Origin of the sequence: Amycolatopsis sp. NBC_01480 (assembly GCF_036227205.1) — a bacterium.
Taxonomy (GTDB): Bacteria; Actinomycetota; Actinomycetes; order Mycobacteriales; family Pseudonocardiaceae; genus Amycolatopsis.
The window spans coordinates 7,890,511-7,907,467 of the sequence record NZ_CP109442.1 but is presented as its reverse complement, the minus strand read 5'-3'; the positions used below and the strand labels follow the sequence as shown (position 1 = coordinate 7,907,467).

14 protein-coding genes are annotated in these 16,957 nt (G+C 68.9%); 11 read left to right on the top strand and 3 right to left on the bottom strand.

The features are described 5' to 3' along the window. Positions 1-129: 129 nt before the first annotated feature. Positions 130-1,053 (bottom strand): LysR family transcriptional regulator, encoded by a 924-nt coding sequence (locus OG371_RS37235; protein WP_329060633.1) that lies wholly within the window; start codon positions 1,051-1,053, stop codon positions 130-132. Between the two features lie 52 nt (positions 1,054-1,105). Next, the gene (locus OG371_RS37230; protein ID WP_329060631.1) at positions 1,106-3,280 is read right to left on the bottom strand and encodes a CaiB/BaiF CoA-transferase family protein; all 2,175 of its coding nucleotides are present in this window, start codon (positions 3,278-3,280) and stop codon (positions 1,106-1,108) included. A 52-nt stretch (positions 3,281-3,332) separates the two neighbouring features. On the opposite strand from OG371_RS37230, the gene OG371_RS37225 reads away from it, so the two are divergent. From OG371_RS37225 to galE, 11 genes are all read left to right on the top strand, one after another. Next, positions 3,333-3,698 carry a hypothetical protein gene (locus OG371_RS37225; protein WP_329060629.1) on the top strand — a complete coding sequence of 122 codons (366 nt, stop codon included), beginning with the start codon at positions 3,333-3,335 and terminating at the stop codon, positions 3,696-3,698. 62 nt (positions 3,699-3,760) lie between these two features. After that, positions 3,761-5,389, top strand: coding sequence for an AMP-binding protein (locus OG371_RS37220; protein ID WP_329060628.1), 1,629 nt, complete (start codon positions 3,761-3,763; stop codon positions 5,387-5,389). Beyond that, positions 5,386-6,381, top strand: a complete 996-nt coding sequence (locus OG371_RS37215) for a R2-like ligand-binding oxidase (RefSeq protein ID WP_329060626.1) — start codon at positions 5,386-5,388, stop codon at positions 6,379-6,381. The genes OG371_RS37220 and OG371_RS37215 overlap by 4 nt, the downstream gene beginning before the upstream one ends. After that, positions 6,371-8,206: an ABC transporter ATP-binding protein gene (locus tag OG371_RS37210; RefSeq protein ID WP_329060623.1), complete on the top strand. Its 1,836-nt coding sequence runs from the start codon at positions 6,371-6,373 to the stop codon at positions 8,204-8,206. The genes OG371_RS37215 and OG371_RS37210 overlap by 11 nt, the downstream gene beginning before the upstream one ends. Further along, positions 8,203-10,044 carry an ABC transporter ATP-binding protein gene (locus OG371_RS37205; RefSeq protein ID WP_329060621.1) on the top strand — a complete coding sequence of 614 codons (1,842 nt, stop codon included), beginning with the start codon at positions 8,203-8,205 and terminating at the stop codon, positions 10,042-10,044. The genes OG371_RS37210 and OG371_RS37205 overlap by 4 nt, the downstream gene beginning before the upstream one ends. Next, positions 10,044-10,724, top strand: coding sequence for an HAD family hydrolase (locus tag OG371_RS37200; RefSeq protein ID WP_329060619.1), 681 nt, complete (start codon positions 10,044-10,046; stop codon positions 10,722-10,724). Before OG371_RS37205 ends, OG371_RS37200 begins: the two co-directional genes overlap by 1 nt. 6 nt (positions 10,725-10,730) lie before the next feature. Next, entirely contained in the window at positions 10,731-11,918 is a 1,188-nt protein-coding gene (locus tag OG371_RS37195) for an acyltransferase family protein (protein ID WP_329060617.1), read from the top strand. Next, positions 11,915-13,201 (top strand): D-arabinono-1,4-lactone oxidase, encoded by a 1,287-nt coding sequence (locus OG371_RS37190; RefSeq protein ID WP_329060615.1) that lies wholly within the window; start codon positions 11,915-11,917, stop codon positions 13,199-13,201. The genes OG371_RS37195 and OG371_RS37190 overlap by 4 nt, the downstream gene beginning before the upstream one ends. Then, entirely contained in the window at positions 13,198-14,070 is an 873-nt protein-coding gene (locus OG371_RS37185; protein WP_329060613.1) for a hypothetical protein, read from the top strand. The genes OG371_RS37190 and OG371_RS37185 overlap by 4 nt, the downstream gene beginning before the upstream one ends. Positions 14,071-14,086: 16 nt before the next feature. Then, positions 14,087-15,172 (top strand): thioesterase domain-containing protein, encoded by a 1,086-nt coding sequence (locus OG371_RS37180; protein ID WP_329060611.1) that lies wholly within the window; start codon positions 14,087-14,089, stop codon positions 15,170-15,172. Positions 15,173-15,226: 54 nt separating this feature from the next. Then, positions 15,227-16,186, top strand: coding sequence for a UDP-glucose 4-epimerase GalE (galE, locus tag OG371_RS37175; RefSeq protein ID WP_329060609.1), 960 nt, complete (start codon positions 15,227-15,229; stop codon positions 16,184-16,186). Between the two features lie 199 nt (positions 16,187-16,385). On the opposite strand, the gene OG371_RS37170 is transcribed toward galE, so the two are convergent. Further along, positions 16,386-16,553 carry a hypothetical protein gene (locus tag OG371_RS37170; protein WP_329060607.1) on the bottom strand — a complete coding sequence of 56 codons (168 nt, stop codon included), beginning with the start codon at positions 16,551-16,553 and terminating at the stop codon, positions 16,386-16,388. Positions 16,554-16,957 lie beyond the last annotated feature (404 nt).

The following is a 16,957-nucleotide window of genomic DNA, read 5'->3' as shown; positions in this document are numbered from 1 at the left end:
TTCGGAATCCTGGCTCATCCTGCCGCCGTTGCGACGGGCTTCATCGTTCGCACAGTCTGGCAGTGCGGAGAATGGCAGGAAACTGCCGATCCCGAAACGGCTGCGTCGCCGTCCGGGAAACGTAGCCGGTCAAGAGGTTGAGAAGACTGCGGCCAGTTCGTCGATCGCAGGTTCGAGGGAGACGTGCTGCCTGCCGCGTTCGCGGGCCCAGGCGATGGCCAGCTCGCTGCCTTCCCAGCTGTCCTCGTCGATGGGGATCAGCTTGAACTCCGGCGAGGAGAACACGCGGCCGACAGAGGAGGTGGGCGCGTAGGCGATCATCGCGACCAGGTGCCGGGAGCGGACCTGTGCGGCCGTCTCGACTTCGCTGCCGCGGCCGGTCGGGCTGGCCAGGACCACCTTCGTGATCCCGCGGGCGGTGAGCCGGCGGGTCACGTTGGCCAGGATGAACGGGTTGGCGCCAGCGAAGTCCACGGCGACCTCGCGGTCGCGCAGGTCGTCGACCGTGACGAGGTCTTTCGCGGCCAGCGGGTCGTCACTGCGCACCGCGATGCCGCTGCGGTACCTGGCGATGACACGGTAGTCGATGCGTTCGTCGGTGGGCGGCAGGTGGATCAAGCCCAGGTCGAGGTGCCCCGCGACGAGGTGGGCGGCCACCTCGGCGGCGGAACCGGGGATGCTGAACACGGTTCGGGTCGAGGCCAGGTTCGCCACGGCGTCCTCGAACGCGTTGAGCAGCTCGGACGGGGCGTAGGCGGTGGCTCCGACGCGCAGCGGGGCAACCCGCTTGACGAGGGTGTCGGCGGTGTCCTTCAGCTCGGCCACCTGATCGAGGATCCGCCGGACCGGCTCCACCAGCTCTTCGCCGAGGGGCGTCAGCCGTACTTCGTGGTAGTCGCGTTCGAACAGCGCGCCGCCGAGTTCGCGTTCGAGCAGCTTGATCTGCTTGCTCAGCGGCGGCGGCGTGATGTGCAGCCGCTCGGCGGCGCGCTTGAAGTGCAGCTCGTCCGCGACCGCCAGGAAGTACTTGAGGCGGGTGAAGTCGATTTCCATCTGGCCGCCCAACGTATCCTCGATGACTCGCTGTTACCGATCATAGGTCGAGTCAGCCGGCGGTGGCCGTGGCTCCGCTTCGCGCAGGCGCGACTGGGGCGTCAACGGTCTCGAGCACGCCCCGCTCCACGAGGTCGGCGACTTCCGCGGCGTCGAGGCCCAGCAACTCCTGAGCGATCACGTACGTCTGCTCGCCGAGCAGCGGCGCGGGGCGGAGCGGCGGGTCCGCGATGCCCTCGGCGTGGATCTGTACATCCTCCAGCACGTAGGGCTCCGCGCTGCGCGGGTGCTGCTCATGCCGGAAGGACCGACGAGCGCGGTAGTACTCCCAGTCGGCCAGGTCGATTCCGCGCAGCATCGCACCGGCCGGGACGCCGGCGGCTTGCAGCGCGGACATCGCGTCGGCGGGAGAGTGCTGCGCGGTCCACCCCGCGACCGCCTCGTCGACGCGGGCGCGCTGCGCGTCCCGCCCGGCGGCGTCGGCGAGCGACGGGTCGGCGAGCAAGTCGGGCCGCTCGATCACCGAGCACAGCGCCGACCAGTCCGCGCTGTCACGAACCGTCACCGCCACCCAGTCGTCGTCGCCCGCGGCGGGGAACAGGCCCCACGGCCCGTCGTGCTCGGGCCGATCCGCTCGCTCCCCGGCGGCGATCTTCGCGGCGAAGTGGCTGAGCATCACCTCGGACTGGGCGACGCTGACCGACCCACCGCGTCCGGTGCGCTCGCGCCGGACCAGCAGCGCGAGCGCGGCGAAGGCACCGACGCGGGCGCAGACGTGATCCGGGTAGACGGTGACGGCGTCGCTGAAGCTGCCCGGCTCGCCGGGGAAGACCCACTGGTCGGTGCAGCCCGCGGCGGCCCGCACCAGCGGGCCGTAGCCGAGACGCTTGGCCCAGGGGCCGGTCGGGCCGAACGCCGAGCTGTCGACGACGACGATGCCGGGATTGACGTCCTGGAGCGAGGCGTAGTCGAGGCCGAGAGAGGTGATCACGCCCGGTTTGAAGTTCGTCAGGACGATGTCGGCGGCTCGGGCGAGTTCGCGCAGGAGCCGGTGGCCTTCGGGATCGCGCAGGTTGATGCCGATGCTGCGCTTGTTGCGGTGGCCGGCGGCGAACCCGGGAGCCATGCCGGTCGCCCCTTGCGCCGCGCGGGCGCCGTCGACGAAGGCGGAGTTTTCGACCTTGATGACGTCGGCGCCGAGGTCGCCGAGAATGCGGCCGGTGTCGCCGCCGACCACGATGACGCCGAGGTCGAGCACGCGCAGTCCCGAGAGCGGCAGCTCGCCGCGACGGTGAGCGGTGATCTTCGCCGCCGGCCTCGGCGCGGCGCCGTCGGGGACATCGTCGGCCCACGCGCGGGCGCCGTCGATCTCGACGACGCCGGCCGGGACCGGGCCGGTGACACCCGGCGCCAGCTCGACGTCGCGAAGGAACGCCCGTGCCTTGATCTGCTCGGTGTCCAGTGCCTCTTCCAGCGTCAGCACAGCAGCGGTGGGAACGCCGTGTTCCTGGCCCTGCTGTTCGAGCTCGGCACGGGTTTTGCCGGCGAAGTGGCGCGCGATCGCGGGCAGCAGTGTCGGCGAGCCGAACCGCACCATGAGGTTGTCGAACTTCGGGTCGGCGAACTCCTCGGGCCGGCCCATCCATTCGAACATGCCGCGCCACTGCCGCTTGGCCAGCACGCAGATGCGGGCGAACCCGTCCTGGCACGGGATGATCGGGTACTTGTACCGCTCGTCGGCCCGGCCGCGGGGTGCTTGGCTGAGCGGGACGCCGGCCGCGGCGCTGCCGGTCATGCCGTATGCCGGGTCGAGCGTCTGCATGGCGCCGTCGAGGATCGAGAAGTCGATCCGGTTGCCGGCTCCGGTGCGCAGCCGGTCGTGGTAGAGGCTCAGCAGCTGGAAGACGGCCTGGGCGGCCGCGACGTCGTAAGGCAGCTCGGCCGGCGGGATGAGCGGCGGCCGGCCCGGCAGGCCGGAGCGGGACAGTTCGCTCGTGAGCGCGTGGAAGACCGGCGAGGTGGCTTGCCAGGTGCTGAACTCGTTGCCACGGCCGAAATCGCTGATCGACAGGATCACCAGGGACGGGTGTGCCCGCCGGATCGCGTCGACGTCGAGTGCGGCTTCCGCGGCGCTTTCCGGGACGGTGTTCTCGACGAGCAGGTCGGTGTCCGCGAGCAGGTCGTGCCATTCCAGTCCGCAGGGCGCACCGTTCCTGCTGCTGTCCAAGATCGCCGACCTCCTGAACTTCCCGCCCGGTGCCGCGGTTCGCCTGCTTCCCGTGCCCAACCCGTTCGTCGCCCGCTTCATGCACACCGCGGTGCGCCGCGGGTACTCGATGGTGTGGCAACCGGACACGACCATCGGCGCCGAGGTGGCGCGGAACACGGCTGAATTGCCACTGTTCGGGCTGCACAGGCGGGTTTCCGTGCTTCCCTACGAGATGGCACGCCGACACGAACTGAGGGTCGTGCTCGGCTATTCCGTTCTCACCGATGCGGGCACGGTGCATTTCGAATACCGGGACCTGACTCTCCCGATGGACGACGCGGAGAGTTTCTTCGGTCACCTCGCGCCCGCCGTCGAGGACGCCATCGCCCGGCACGTCGACCAATGGTCGCAGCTGCGCTACTTCCCTGACGTATGAACACGCTCGATCCGCTGATCCAGACGGACCGGCGCGGAACAGCCACCGAAGGAGAATCGCCGATGCGTGAGCTCGACGACGTGTTGTGCTGGACCGAGGAAGCGCGGCCCGACCATGGCATCAGTTTTCTCGGCTCGGACGGATGGGAATTCTGGTCGTACCAACGCCTGGCGGAGAAAGCCGGCTTGATGGCGGGCGCGCTCGCCGAATCCGGCGTCGAGCCGGAAGACGTCGTCGTGTCCGTACTGCCGTCCGGACCGCAGTTCGTGGTGACGTTCTTCGGCGCGATGCTGGCCGGCGCGACGGTGTCACCCGTGGCGCCGGCGGCGGTGTGGCACCAGAGCAGTCAGTACAACACGCATCTGACTCGAGTCCTCGGCGTCGCCCGCCCGAAGAAGGTCGTGGCTGGTGCGAACAAGGCCGGCCAGTTCGCCGACGCGGTGGCTGCCGCGGGCAGCGAGCTAGTCAGCTACGAAGACCTGATGGCAAACGGCCGTCCGTTCCGGACCGCGCCGTCCGACCTGGCCCTGCTGCAGCTCACGTCCGGTTCCAGCGGAAACCCGCGGGGTGTCCGGGTGTCCAGGCTAGCGTTGGCGAATAACATGCGAGCGATTCACCGCTGGCTCGACCTCGCCGACCGCCCACGCTCGGCACATTGGATGCCGTTCCACCACGACATGGGCCTGATCGGTGGCTTGCTGATGCCGGCGGTCCACCAGAGTGACTGCTGGAGCCTGCGACCGGGTGACTTCGTGCGCGATCCCCTCACCTACTTACGCTGCTTCGGCGAGGCGGGTGGCGCGGAAATCGGGACCATGCCGAACTTCGGGCTCGAGCAGGTGATCAGGCGGGTCACGCCCGATCGCCTGGCCGGACTGGACTTTTCCGGTTGGCGGTCGGTCGTCGTGGGCGCAGAGCGACTCGACCCGGTGATCTTCGAGCAGTTCACCGACTTGCTGGCGCCGTTCGGCTTCCGGCGCTCCGCGTTGACGCCCGCGTACGGCCTGGCCGAGGCGACACTCGCAGTCAACGGCTTGTCCCGGCTGCGCGAGCCACGCTATGTCCGGCTGGACGAAGACGGCCGAGCCGTGGACACCAGCGACACCCACGGCGCGCTCATAGGCTGTGGCACGCCGCTCGACGGGGTCGACGTCCGCATCGTGGACGAGGGTGGCGACCCGGTGCCGGAAGGCATGGTCGGCGAGATCGTCGTGTCCAGTACCTCGCTGGCGGACGGCTACGTCTCGGGTGTGGCGGATTCGGCATCGTTGACGGCGTTCGCCGAATCGGAGCTGAAGACCGGTGATGCTGGGCTGGTGCTCGGCGGTGAGCTGTTCCCCGTCGGCCGGCTCGGCGACAGCATGAAGATCCGCGGGCGGGCCTTGTTCGCCGAGGACCTCGAAGTGGCACTGCGTGAACTGGGCCTGCCCGGGCACACGGTCGCGGTGCTGCTGGGCACCCGCCGGACCGAGCCGGTCGCGGTCGCCGTGCTGGAAGAGGTGCCCGAGAACATGGTGGCGCAGGTGACCAAGCTGCTGGCGCAACTGACTGCGGGCGTCGCGATCGACGTCGTCTGCGGGCCGTTCCGCACCATCGAACGCACCACGAGCGGCAAGCCGCGGCGCCGGACCATGTGGCAGCGCTACCTGGCCGGCGCGCTCAGCCCCCTCGACGCGGGGACGCCGGGATGACCACGCGGACCGGCTTCCAGGTACTCACCGAGGAACGGCTGGACTGGAACTCGCTGCCGCTTCGGCTGCTGGCGAAGGGAAACCGAAAGTTCTGGAACCCCGCCGACCTGGACTTCGAGCAGGACGCGGCAGACTGGACGCGGCTACCGGAGTCCTACCGGCGTGCGCTGACCTTCCAGGTCGCCATGTTCGTGGCGGGAGAGGAAGCGGTGGCGACTGACATCCAGCCCTTCGCCCGGGCGATATCCGCCGAAGGGCGGCTAGGTGACGCACTATACCTCAGCCAGTTCGCGTTCGAAGAAGCGCGGCACACCGAGGTGTTCTGCCGTTGGCTGAGCGCCGTCGGCCTGACCGAGGACCTGCACGGCTACGTCGCGGACAACCCCGGATACCGCGAGATCTTCTACCGGCGGTTGCCCGCGGCCCTGCACGCGCTGGACGAGGATCCTTCGCCGGCGAGCCAAGTGGCTGCCTCGGTGATCTACAACCACGTCGTCGAAGGCACACTGGCCCTCACCGGATACTTTTCGTTCGGGGTGTTCTGCCGCAGCCTCGGCATCCTGCCCGGAATGGCCGAGCTGATCCGGCTCATCGGCGAGGACGAGCGACGGCACATGGCCTGGGGAACCTACACGTGTCGCCGTCATGTCGCGGCCGACCGGGCAAACTGGGCCATCGCCGAGCAGACCTTCGCCGAACTGCGGCCGGTCGCGATGTCGGCGCTGGACTGGGTGTTCGACCAGATGGACGGCACGCCGTTCCGGTTCGGCAGGCGGCTCACCAAGCAGTTCGCACGCGCCTGCGCGTACCGCCGTCTTCGCGCGATCGAGAGCGCGGTGCGCGGCAACGACGCACCGGCGGAGCCCTCTTCTCTCTCGCCCGAAGAGCTGGAAGACCGGCATGCCGAGGAGGACGCCGAGGCCGCGGACCGGGCCGAGCGGTTGCTGGGCACGGCCACGGTGATGCCGAGGAAGTCCGGCGATGGCGGCTGAACGTCCGGGCCCGGCGCGCATCCGGTCCGCCCTTCCCGGTTACTGGCTGGTCATCCGGCTCAGCTTCCGGCACTGTCCGGTGGCCAGCGGCGCGCTGACGCTGTGTGCCGTACTCACCGCAGTGCTCCCCGCCGCCTTCATCATCCTGATGGCTGTGCTCACCGGCTTGGTGCCGGGAGTGGTGCGGGCCGGACTGGACTCTGCCGCGGCAACGCAGCTGTGGCATACGTTCGCCGTGGCCGCCGTGGTGTTGCTGGGTGCGATGGTCGTGGACGTGGCCCTCGACTCGATCGGCTCGGTGGTGGCTGTCCGGCTTACCTACTCGTTGCAGCGCAGGCTGGCTTCGGCCCTGAACCGGCTCCCCGATGTGAGCCACCTCGAGCATCCGGAAGTGACCACGGGACTGGCCATCGCCCAAGGTGCGTTGACCAACTTCGCGCCGGCCGAAGCTCCGCTGATGCTGTTGCGCATCATGAGCAACCGGCTCAGCGGCATCCTCGCCTGCATCATCGTGGCGACCTGGCACTGGTGGCTCGGCCTCCTCCTGCTCTGCGCATGGCAGGCCGTCCGGGTTCCGCTGCGCCGCATCATCGCGCGTCAGACCGTGGCCCTGCAGCAGGACGCCGCTCTGGTGCACCGCGCCCGCTACTTCGCCCGGGTCGCCACCAGCGCGGAGTTCGGGAAGGAGGTCCGGGTCTTCCGCTTGGCGAGCTGGCTGATCGACCGTTATCGCACGCTCTGGCTGGACGGGATGCGCGAAGTGTGGCGCGCTCGCACGGGTTTGACCCAGGTGGTCCTGCTCATCGGCGGCGTGATGACCGCGGTGTACCTGCTGGTGTGCTGGTTCCTCGCCGACGCCGCGCTGACCGGGGAACTGAGCCTGACCCGGATCGGGTTACTGGCGCCGTCGCTGTTGTTGACCTCGGCCGTCGGCGGGATCAGCTACCAGGACATCGCACTCGAGTGGATGTCCGACGGCCTGCAGCGACTGGAACGGCTCAACACGCGGCTGGACCGAGCCGCCTCGGCGCTGTCCGGCTCCCGGCCGGCACCGGCCGAGGTACGCACTGCGATCGAGTTCTCCGGGGTGCGGTTCAGCTACCCGAAGGCGGACCGGGCGGTGTTCGACGGCCTGTGCCTGACCATCCCCGCGGGCCGCTCGACCGCGATCGTTGGCAGCAACGGTGCCGGAAAGTCCACTTTGGTCAAGCTGCTCGCCCGGCTTTACGACCCGGTCGACGGACGCATCTTGGTGGACGGCGCCGACCTGAGCGAACTCGACGCGCGGCAATGGCAGCAGCGCATCGCGCTGATCACCCAAGACTTCCTGCACCTGCCACTGTCCGTGCGGGACAACATCGCCTTCGCAGCGGCTGACGAACCCGGGATCCGGGCAGCGCTGGCCAAGGTGGGTGCCGTCGCGTTCGTGGGCCAGCTGCCGGACGGCCTCGACTCCAGGCTCGCGCCCTCGTACTCCGACGGCGTCGGCCTCTCCGGCGGCCAGTGGCAGCGCATCGCCCTGGCCCGTGCCGTGTTCGCCCTCGACCACGGGGCCACGGTGCTCGTGCTCGACGAGCCGGCCGCTGCCCTCGACGTCCGGGCCGAGGCCGCCTTCTACCGGGACTTCCTCGATCTCACCCGCGGGGTGACCACAGTGCTGATCTCGCACCGCTTCGCGACCGTCCGGCTGGCCGACCACATCCATGTGCTCGGTGACACCGGCGTCACGGAGAGCGGCACGCACGACGAACTGGTCGCCGCCGAAGGCCAGTACGCGCAGATGTACCGGCTACAGGCCGAACGATTCGCCGTGGAGTCGCCGTGAGGCGGGCCCGGCGGAACTGGCGGCTGCTCGACGAGCTCGGCCGGGGTGTGGCGCCGCGCTGGATGTTGGCGGCCACGACGGTCAGTGTCGCCGGCGCCCTCAGCCTGTCGCTGTATCCGTTCGGGTTGCGGATGTTCACCGACGGGTTCGTCGGCGACGACCGATCGGCGGTGGTGATCGGCGCGGTGCTGATGGCCCTGCTCTATGTCACGGGCTGGGTGTGCGGTGGGCTGAGCGCCAACCTGGTCGCCGGGCTCACCGAGCGCGCCGGCATGCACCTGAGATGTCAGATCGCCGACCTGATCAACTCGGTGCCGGGCATCGGGCACTTCGAGCGGCCCGAATACCTGCGGCACCTGGAGTTGTTGCAGGAGCGGGTGAAGCTGCTCTCCGGCTACCCACGGCAGGCCATCGCGTTGCTGGGCGTGCTAGTGCGCCTGGTGGTGGTCGTCGTCCTGCTGGCCACGGTGTACCCGCCGCTGGCCACGCTCGCGTTCGCCGGTCTGATCCCCTACTTCGTCGACCGCGTCGCCGATCGGCCCAAGCATCGCCTCGACGCCACCTTGCGGGAGCAGCGGCGGCTCGCCGACGATCTGTTCACGGTGACCACCACTCCCGGATACGGGCCGGAGCTGCGCACCTACCGTGCTGCCGAAGACCTGCTGCGCAGGCAGGTCCGCCTGGCGACCCGGATCGCGCGCGCAACGGCCGTCGGCGCCGCCGCGTCAGGCCTGTTGCGCGCACTCGGCTGGATGGTCTTCGCCAGCTTGTTCCTCGCCGGGATCGCCTTAGTCATCGTGCGCACCGCCGAGGGTGAGACCAGCCTCGGGCAGCTGCTCATGACGGTCGTGCTGGTGCGCCGGGCCCAGGTCCAGTTCGCGCAGATCGGCGAGACGACCAGTCAGCTGGGCACCATCTCGGTCACGGTGCGCAGCCTGCATTGGCTGGAGGACTACGCGAAGCGGAGCGGTGTCCGGGCCGCCGACGCTGCGGGCAGGCTGCCGGGCTCGCTGCGCTCCGGCATCGAGCTGCGGTCCGTGACTTTCGGGTTCGACCCGGCCCGGCCGGTCCTGCACGAGGTCGATCTGCGCATTCCCGCGGGTACAACGGTCGCCATCGTGGGCGAGAACGGCGCGGGCAAGACCACGCTGGTCAAGCTCCTCGCCGGGCTGTACGCGGCAGACGAGGGCACCGTGCTCGTGGACGGCGTCGACCTGGCCACCGTGCCGGCCCCGGCCTGGCACGAACGCATCTCGGTGGCGTTCCAGGATTTCGCCCGCTACGAACTCACGGTGGGGCAGAACGTCGGCGTCGGCGACCTGCCCCGGCTCGACGACGAGGAGGCCATCCGTTCGGCACTGGCTCGGGTGGACGGGACCGGTCTCGTCGGGACGCACCCGGCCGGCCTCCACGAGCTCCTCTCCGGCGGGACCGGGCTCTCCGGCGGTCAGTGGCAGCAACTCGCCCTGGCCAGGGCGATGATGCGGGACGCCCCGATGTTGCTGATGCTCGACGAACCGACCGCCAGTCTCGCGCCGGCCGTCGAACAGGCGCTGTTCGAGAACTACACGGAGAGCGCGCGGCGGCTGGCCCGCGAGCACGGCACGGTCACCGTGCTGGTGTCTCACCGGTTCGCCACCGTTCGCACGGCGGACCTCATCGTGGTGCTCCGCGAAGGGCGGATCACCGAAACTGGCGGCCACGCGCAGCTGCTCGCCCGCGATGGCTACTACGCCGAGCTCTTCCGCATGCACGCGGCCATCCACGGCCGGCCGCTGCCCCCATCCACAGGTGCGCTGCCGGACGCGGCGCCGGCCGGACACGACGGAGGAAACTGATGCCCCAGAACGGTGCCGCGATCGATGCGGTCGTCTTCGACGTCGGGGAGACGATCCTCGACGAGACGTGGGAGTACGGCGCCTGGGCCGACTGGCTCGACGTGCCCCGGCACACCTTCTCCTCGGTGTTCGGGGCCGTGATCGCGACCGGCGGTGACTACCGGGACGCCTTCCAGCGATTCCGCCCAGGCTTCGACCTGCACGCGGAACGGGAGAAGAGGGCCGACGCCGGCGTTGCCGAGGTCTTCACCGCGGACGATCTGTACCAGGACGCGGTCGGCTGCTTGTCCGAGCTGTGCGCGCTCGGCATCCGCGTCGGCCTCGCCGGCAACCAGACGGCCCGCAACGAGCGCACGCTGCGCGGTCTCGACCTCCCGGTGGACTTCATCGGCACGTCCGAGAACTGGGGGGTGGAGAAGCCGGACGACTCGTTCTTCGAGAAAGTCGTCGAAGTCGCCGGCGTACCCCGCGAGCGAATCCTCTACGTCGGCGACCGGCTGGACAACGATGTCTGGCCGGCGCAGCGATGTGGTCTCGCCACGGCGTGGATCCGCCGCGGCCCGTGGGGGTACATCCTGCGCGACCAGGAGATCTCCCGGCACTGCCGGTTCGTGCTGGACACGCTCACCGGCCTGCCTGCCCTAGTCGCGAAGACGAACGCCAACGCGGACCGAGGCTAGGCCGTCGTGGCGACCACCGAGCACCCGACTTCGGCGACCGGCACGCACTCCCGGGCACTCGACGGCCTGCGTGCCGTGGCCGTGCTCGCCGTGATCCTGTTCCACCTCGGCCTGTTCCAGCCCGGCTGGCTCGGCGTGCCGGTGTTCTTCGTGCTCAGCGGACACTTCATCACCCGCACCCTGCTGCAGCATGCCGACGCGCCACGCGGCCAGAGGGCCAAGGACTTCTTCCGGAACCGGGCGTTACGGCTGGTTCCGCTCTACCTGGTGTTCTGCGCGGGGCTGACGGTGTTGGCCGCCTGCGGCGGAGGTGGCCGGTCACTGCCCGGCGACCTGCCCTACATCTGGACCTGGACCTACAACCTGCGCCCCCTGCTGCCCGGGTACACGCCGAACGGGCTGGTGCTCTACAACCACGTCTGGTCGCTCGGCCTCGAGGTGCAGGTCTACCTGGTGTGGGCCGCCCTGGTGCTGGGCCTGTCCCGGCGTTCGCTGGTGCGGACCATGCCTGCTCTGGTGCTGGCGGGCCCGGCGCTGCGGGTGCTGGCCTGGCTGCTCCTGACGGCGGCCGGCACGTCCGGCGCCGGCGCGGTCCAGGGTGTCTACCTGCTGCCGTTCTCCTACCTCGACGCCTTCGCAGTGGGGGCGTGCGTGGCCCTGCCGGAGATCAGGGCGAGGCTGCCCCGCCCGGCGGTCGTCGTTGCGGTCACCCTGGGTGCGGTGCTCGTGGTCTCGCTCGTCGCCGTGCTGACCGGGCTCGCCCGCACGCATCGGGTGCCGACGGACCTCGGCTGGCCGAACATGCTGGGCGCCGGCGCCGGGTGGATCTGGCAGTACTCGATGATCGCGCTCGCCGCGGGGGCGATCACCTACGCATTGAGCACACCCGGTCACGCCGCCCGCGCGTTCGGGAGCGCGCCCCTGGCCTGGATCGGCAAGGTCTCGTACGGCGTCTACCTCATCCACGTGCCGTTGATCGGGCTCTCCATCGCCTTGCTGAGCCGGCGCGGCAGCGGACGTGCCCCCAGTGCGGGGGCGCCCGGTCCGGTGTCGATCGTGGTGTTCCTCGTCGTCTTGTTCGGTCTCACCGCCATCTCCTACCGGTGGCTGGAGTTGCCGTGGTTGCGCCGCAAGCGCAACGCGCTGTCCCCGGTAACGTCGGTCGAGCCAGACCATGAAGGGGCCGCTTCATGACCGTGAACGGCTCGCGGATCCGGCAGTGGCAGAACTGGGCAGGCACCGAATCGTGCACACCTGGCCTGACCATGGCGGCCCGCCACGAGGACGACATCATCGCCGCGGTGCGGGCCGCGGCGGACCGGGACGACGAGATCCGGGTGACCGGATCGGGGCACTCGTTCAACGCGATCGCCTGTACCTCCGGTGTCCGGCTGGACCTCACTCGGCACCGCGGGATCGTCTCGCTCGACCGGGACGCCGGGGAGGTGACCGTCCGGGCCGGCACCACAATCGCCGCGATGAACACCGCTCTGCACCGAGCCGGGCTGGCCGTCGCCAACCTCGGGCACCTGGCCGGGCAGACCCTCGGCGGCGCCATCTCCACGGGCAACCACGGCAGCGGCCGAACCCACCCGCCACTGGCCGGGGAGGTCACCGCCGTCCGGCTCGTGCGGGGAGACGGCGACGTAGTGGACCTGACCTCCGCGGGTGGCGACCTGTTCCGCTGCGTCCGCACTGCACTCGGCGGGTTCGGGATACTCAGTGCGGTAACGCTGCGGGTTCGCCCGGCTTTCCGGCTCCGGGTGGCCGAACGGCCGGAACCACTCGCCGCGGTGCTAGAGCGGTTCGCGCACTGGCCGGAGGAGGCCGAGCACACCTACTTCTCGTTCCGGCCGGGCGACTGTCAAGTCCACATGCGACACATGTCGGAGGTGCCGGACGAGGCGTCGCCGCGAGCCGGCTTGAAACGGTTCGCCGGCACGGCGGCCCAGGTCCGCACCGCGGCAGGGTGGGGCGGGAGCATACCGTCCCGGGATTATGTGACCGACAGCTGGCGCGCGTTCACCGTCTGGGAACCGGCACGGTTCAGCGCCTGCGAATACGCCTTTCCACTGGCGGGCAGCCGAGAGGTGCTCGTCGCGGTGCGCGACGCCCTGGTCGGCCACGAACCGAGGTCGCCATACCCATTCACTGTGCGGGTGTCCGCGGCGGAGGACGCCGCGCTCAGCCTGGCGGCCGATCGACCGACGATGTACCTGAACTTCGCGACACCGAACAAAGCCGGGGACGTCGCGATGCTGCGACGGTTCGACGCGGCCTGCCGGGCACACGGAGGCTGCCCGCACTGGGGAAAACGGCATTTCGCCACCGCTGAGGACATCCGCGATCGCTACCCCGGCTGGGAGCTGTTCCAGCGGGTCCGGGCCGCTGTGGACCCGGACCGGCGATTCGTCAACGACCACCTGCGCCGCGTGCTCGGGATCACCGGAGGCGGCAGGACCGGGAGAAAGCGATGAACAAGGAAGCGGCGATCGCGGTCGCGACCGAACTGGCCCAGCAGGTCCTGGCTGCCTTTCCCGAGGTGTCCGCGGTGTGCCTCGGCGGCAGCATCGCCTACGCAGCCGAAGCCACCGATTCGTTTTCCGACCTCGACATCTTCGTGTACTGGCAGTCGAAACTGTGTGTGCCGGACGTGTTCGCCGCACGATGGTCGGCCGCGTTCGGCACCCGGACCTCGGTGCGGCGGCGCGAGTACTTCCTCGAACACCGCCACCTCGCTCGTGGGCTCGACATCGACCTCAAGCACATGACCGTGCACCGGGTCTGGCGCTTCGCGAACCAAGAGCCGAACTTGGACGAGCTCTACCTCGAGAAGATCCATTCGCTCTACCACTACCTGGTGCTGGCCGAGGTGCCCGGAAGCGCGGTCCGGAGGATCATCGACCGCACGCGTGCCCGGATGACCACCGATGCCATCGGGATGGCCGGATATGCGCTGGAGACCTACGGGAAACAGGTGTACTCGGCGATCAAACAGGGCGTTCTCCGGCAAGAGCCCATGGCCGCGGACGACTGCTTCGACACCGCGTTGCACACGCTGGTGCACATCGCGTATTTGCAGAACGGCCAGTGGCCGCCGCCGTACAAGTGGCGGTTGACAGCTTCACGGGCGGGCTGTCTCCCGGAATGGAACGCCATTCGCGACGCCGTCGCCGAACTGCGCCACGGGCACGACGAGCCGCTGGTGGAGCGGCTGATCACCCTGCGGAATGTCGAGCGGGCGGTAGCCGGCAGCTATCACTGTCACCCGTGGTCGGCGTTCACCGAAGACCACTGGTGGTGGGCCGGGTTGCGTCCCCTGCTCGGCAATCGAGTTTTCGTCTGATGCCCGCATCGAGAGGATGACCATGACCCAGTCAGGTACGCCGCGCCGGACGACCGGCCGTGACGCCATCGAGATCACCTTATGCGCTCTGTTCACCGGTTCCGCCGGCAGCGGACTGATGGGGCTGTACGACGATTACTTCGCCCGAGGGGGAACCAAGGACAAAGCCGTCAAGCTGACCGAGCGGATCAACGTCCACTTCGGAACCGACCTGCCGGTGGACCTCCTGGTTGAGCACCCCGCGGTGGACGACTACGCGAAGATCATCCGCGGGCGGACCCTCGACGGTGTCACCCCGTGCACGGTGCTGCTCAAGGACGGCGATCCGGACGTCCCACCGCTGTTCTGCATGCACCCCATGCCGGGCACAGTGTTCAAGTACATCTCGCTCGCTAATGCGTACCCGGGAGCGCGGCGGCTCTACGGGATGCAGTTCTACGGTCTGGAACCCCATCGCGAACCAGACCGGACCATCGAGCAGATGGCCGCCCGGTACGTCGCCGAGATACGCATCCTGAATCCCGACGGCCCCTACCACCTACTGGGCTACTCGCTGGGCGGAAAGATCACCTTCGAAATGGCCAAGCAGTTGCTGGCCTCGGAACTGCCGTTGGGTACGGTGGCCCTGGCGGATGCTTCGCTCGGCGTACCCCCCAGAGGCTTCGCCGCGGAAGGCGCGGACGGCCAGATGAGGCTGGGGAAGCTGCGGATCGGACTGGAGCTCAGCGAAGCGGACGAAGAAAATCTCCGCGGCGTCGAACCCGCCGCGCGCGTGGCCACCATCATGGCGATGGCAAAGGCCAAGGGCACGCTACCCGCCGATTACTCCGCACCTTCGATGAACCGGATGCTGGAGACGTACGACTACACGCTGGCGGCGGCGGCCGCCTACCATCCTGGTTGGCTGGACGCGGACGTCACGTTCTACCGCTGCTCCGAGCGTCCCGGCACAGTGGACTACGGCTGGGGAAACCACTTCCGGTTGTGCGGCGAGATAATGGTGCTGCCCGGCGATCACGAGCAGGTGTTCCGCGGCGACAACGGTCCCCGGGTGGCCCGCGATCTGGAACGTCACATTTCCGAGTGGCAGCCGGTTGCGTAATCGGAGTTCCGCATCGCTAGACTGCACGAGCCAGTCGATGAGGAGGAACAAACGGTGAAACTGCTGGTCACGGGTGGCGCGGGCTACATCGGGAGCGTGGTGACGCGGGCCCTTCTGGCGTCCGGGCACGAGGTCGAGGTGCTGGACGACCTGTCGACCGGTCACCGGAAGAGTGTCCCGGACAGCGTGGTGTTCCACCAGATATCCGTGCACGACGCAGCCCGGGTGCTGACTCCCGAAGCTGGCTTCGACGGAGTACTTCACTTCGCCGGACGGATCGAAGTCGGGGAATCCGTCGTCCGGCCGGACATCTACTGGGACGTCAACGTGCGTGGCTCCCTCGCCCTGTTGGAGGCGATCCGGGCGGCCGGGGTCCCCCGCATGATCTTCTCGTCGACGGGCTCGATGTACCGAGCCGACGGCAACGAAAAGCTCGCCGAGACCGCCCGGGTGGAACCGCGAAACCCCTACGCGGCCAGCAAGCTCATGGTCGACTTGATGCTGTCCGCGGAGGCCACGGCGTTCGGCCTCGGCGCGACGAGCCTGCGCTACTTCAACGCGGCAGGGGCCGTCGGCGAACTCGGCGAACGGCACGATCCGGAAAGTCACCTTATCCCCATCGTGTTGCAGGTCGCCGCGGGCAAGCGGGAACAGCTGCAGATGTACGGCACTGACTATCCGACCCCGGACGGCACCTGCGTACGTGATTACATCCATGTCGCCGACCTGGCCGCAGCGCACGTCCTGGCCCTGGAGGCGATCGAGCCCGGACGCCACGAGATCTACAACCTCGGCAACGGCAACGGTTACACCAACATGCAGGTGGTGGAAGCGGCTCGCGCGGTCACCGGTCACCCGATCCCGGTGGTGCTGGCCCCTCGGCGAGACGGCGACGCGGTGATCACCGTCGCGAGCAGCGAGAAGGCCCAGAAGGACCTTGGCTGGCAGCCGAGCAAGCCCGATCTGCGCGACATCGTCGCGGATGCTTGGGCGTTCCACACCAACCACCACTGAACTGCCGGCGTCCGGTCCTCACTCGGCATGACCGACGTTCAGCACACCCGCTTCGAACCTCCTAAGTGCGCGTTTCGTGGACGGTGACGGTCTTGCCGTCACCCGAAGCGGCGGCCGGCCGGGAGCGTCCCAGCCGGTCGAGAACGAGCTTGTTGTCGCGGAGGACGTCCCAGCCGCACCTGAGGCGGGCCGGACTTCGTCAACGCCCTGGACAACTCGCCCACCAGCCGTCGGCCGACACCTGGCGCCAGCACGCCTCGGCGACGACGCCGATATCCGCCGCTCGGTCTTCGGCGAAGGCGGCCATGACGTGGCCGACCACAGTTTTCTCGTCGAGCGCGAGCAGCACCAGCGGAGCGGACGTCATGGCCTTGATCAGGCCTGGAGTGATGCGCCGGATCGCAGAGAAGAACCTGTAGTAACAGCACGTCACGAACAAGTCGGTCAGAAAGGTGCCGACCGCGCCGTGATCCTCAGGCGGCCCCGGGCCGGACGACTACGCCAGAAGCTTCCATTGTGGACACCATCAGTCGGTCGACACGCAGAGTCCTAGTGTCTTCAGGGACTCAGCGCTCATCTCGACTTCGTCCACATCATTCCGCAGCTGATCGTGTCAGCCTTATCGCATAGTCGTTATACAACCTGCACCCGATCCGCTGCGCCGAACGGGTGAACGAACTCGAACACGCCGTCATGAGGCGACAGCCCCGGCAGCGGTCCAACGTGCATCGGCATCAACCCACACCCGGCTCAGTCCCCTCCGGCGAACGA

Excerpts from the sequence above, each read along its gene's own strand:
- OG371_RS37235 (WP_329060633.1), bottom strand. The coding sequence starts at position 1,053 with ATGGAAATCGACTTCACCCGCCTCAAGTACTTCCTGGCGGTCGCGGAC.
- OG371_RS37220 (WP_329060628.1), top strand. The coding sequence starts at position 3,761 with ATGCGTGAGCTCGACGACGTGTTGTGCTGGACCGAGGAAGCGCGGCCC.
- OG371_RS37215 (WP_329060626.1), top strand. The coding sequence starts at position 5,386 with ATGACCACGCGGACCGGCTTCCAGGTACTCACCGAGGAACGGCTGGAC.
- OG371_RS37210 (WP_329060623.1), top strand. The coding sequence starts at position 6,371 with ATGGCGGCTGAACGTCCGGGCCCGGCGCGCATCCGGTCCGCCCTTCCC.
- OG371_RS37200 (WP_329060619.1), top strand. The coding sequence starts at position 10,044 with ATGCCCCAGAACGGTGCCGCGATCGATGCGGTCGTCTTCGACGTCGGG.
- OG371_RS37190 (WP_329060615.1), top strand. The coding sequence starts at position 11,915 with ATGACCGTGAACGGCTCGCGGATCCGGCAGTGGCAGAACTGGGCAGGC.
- OG371_RS37185 (WP_329060613.1), top strand. The coding sequence starts at position 13,198 with ATGAACAAGGAAGCGGCGATCGCGGTCGCGACCGAACTGGCCCAGCAG.
- OG371_RS37180 (WP_329060611.1), top strand. The coding sequence starts at position 14,087 with ATGACCATGACCCAGTCAGGTACGCCGCGCCGGACGACCGGCCGTGAC.
- OG371_RS37170 (WP_329060607.1), bottom strand. The coding sequence starts at position 16,553 with ATGACGTCCGCTCCGCTGGTGCTGCTCGCGCTCGACGAGAAAACTGTG.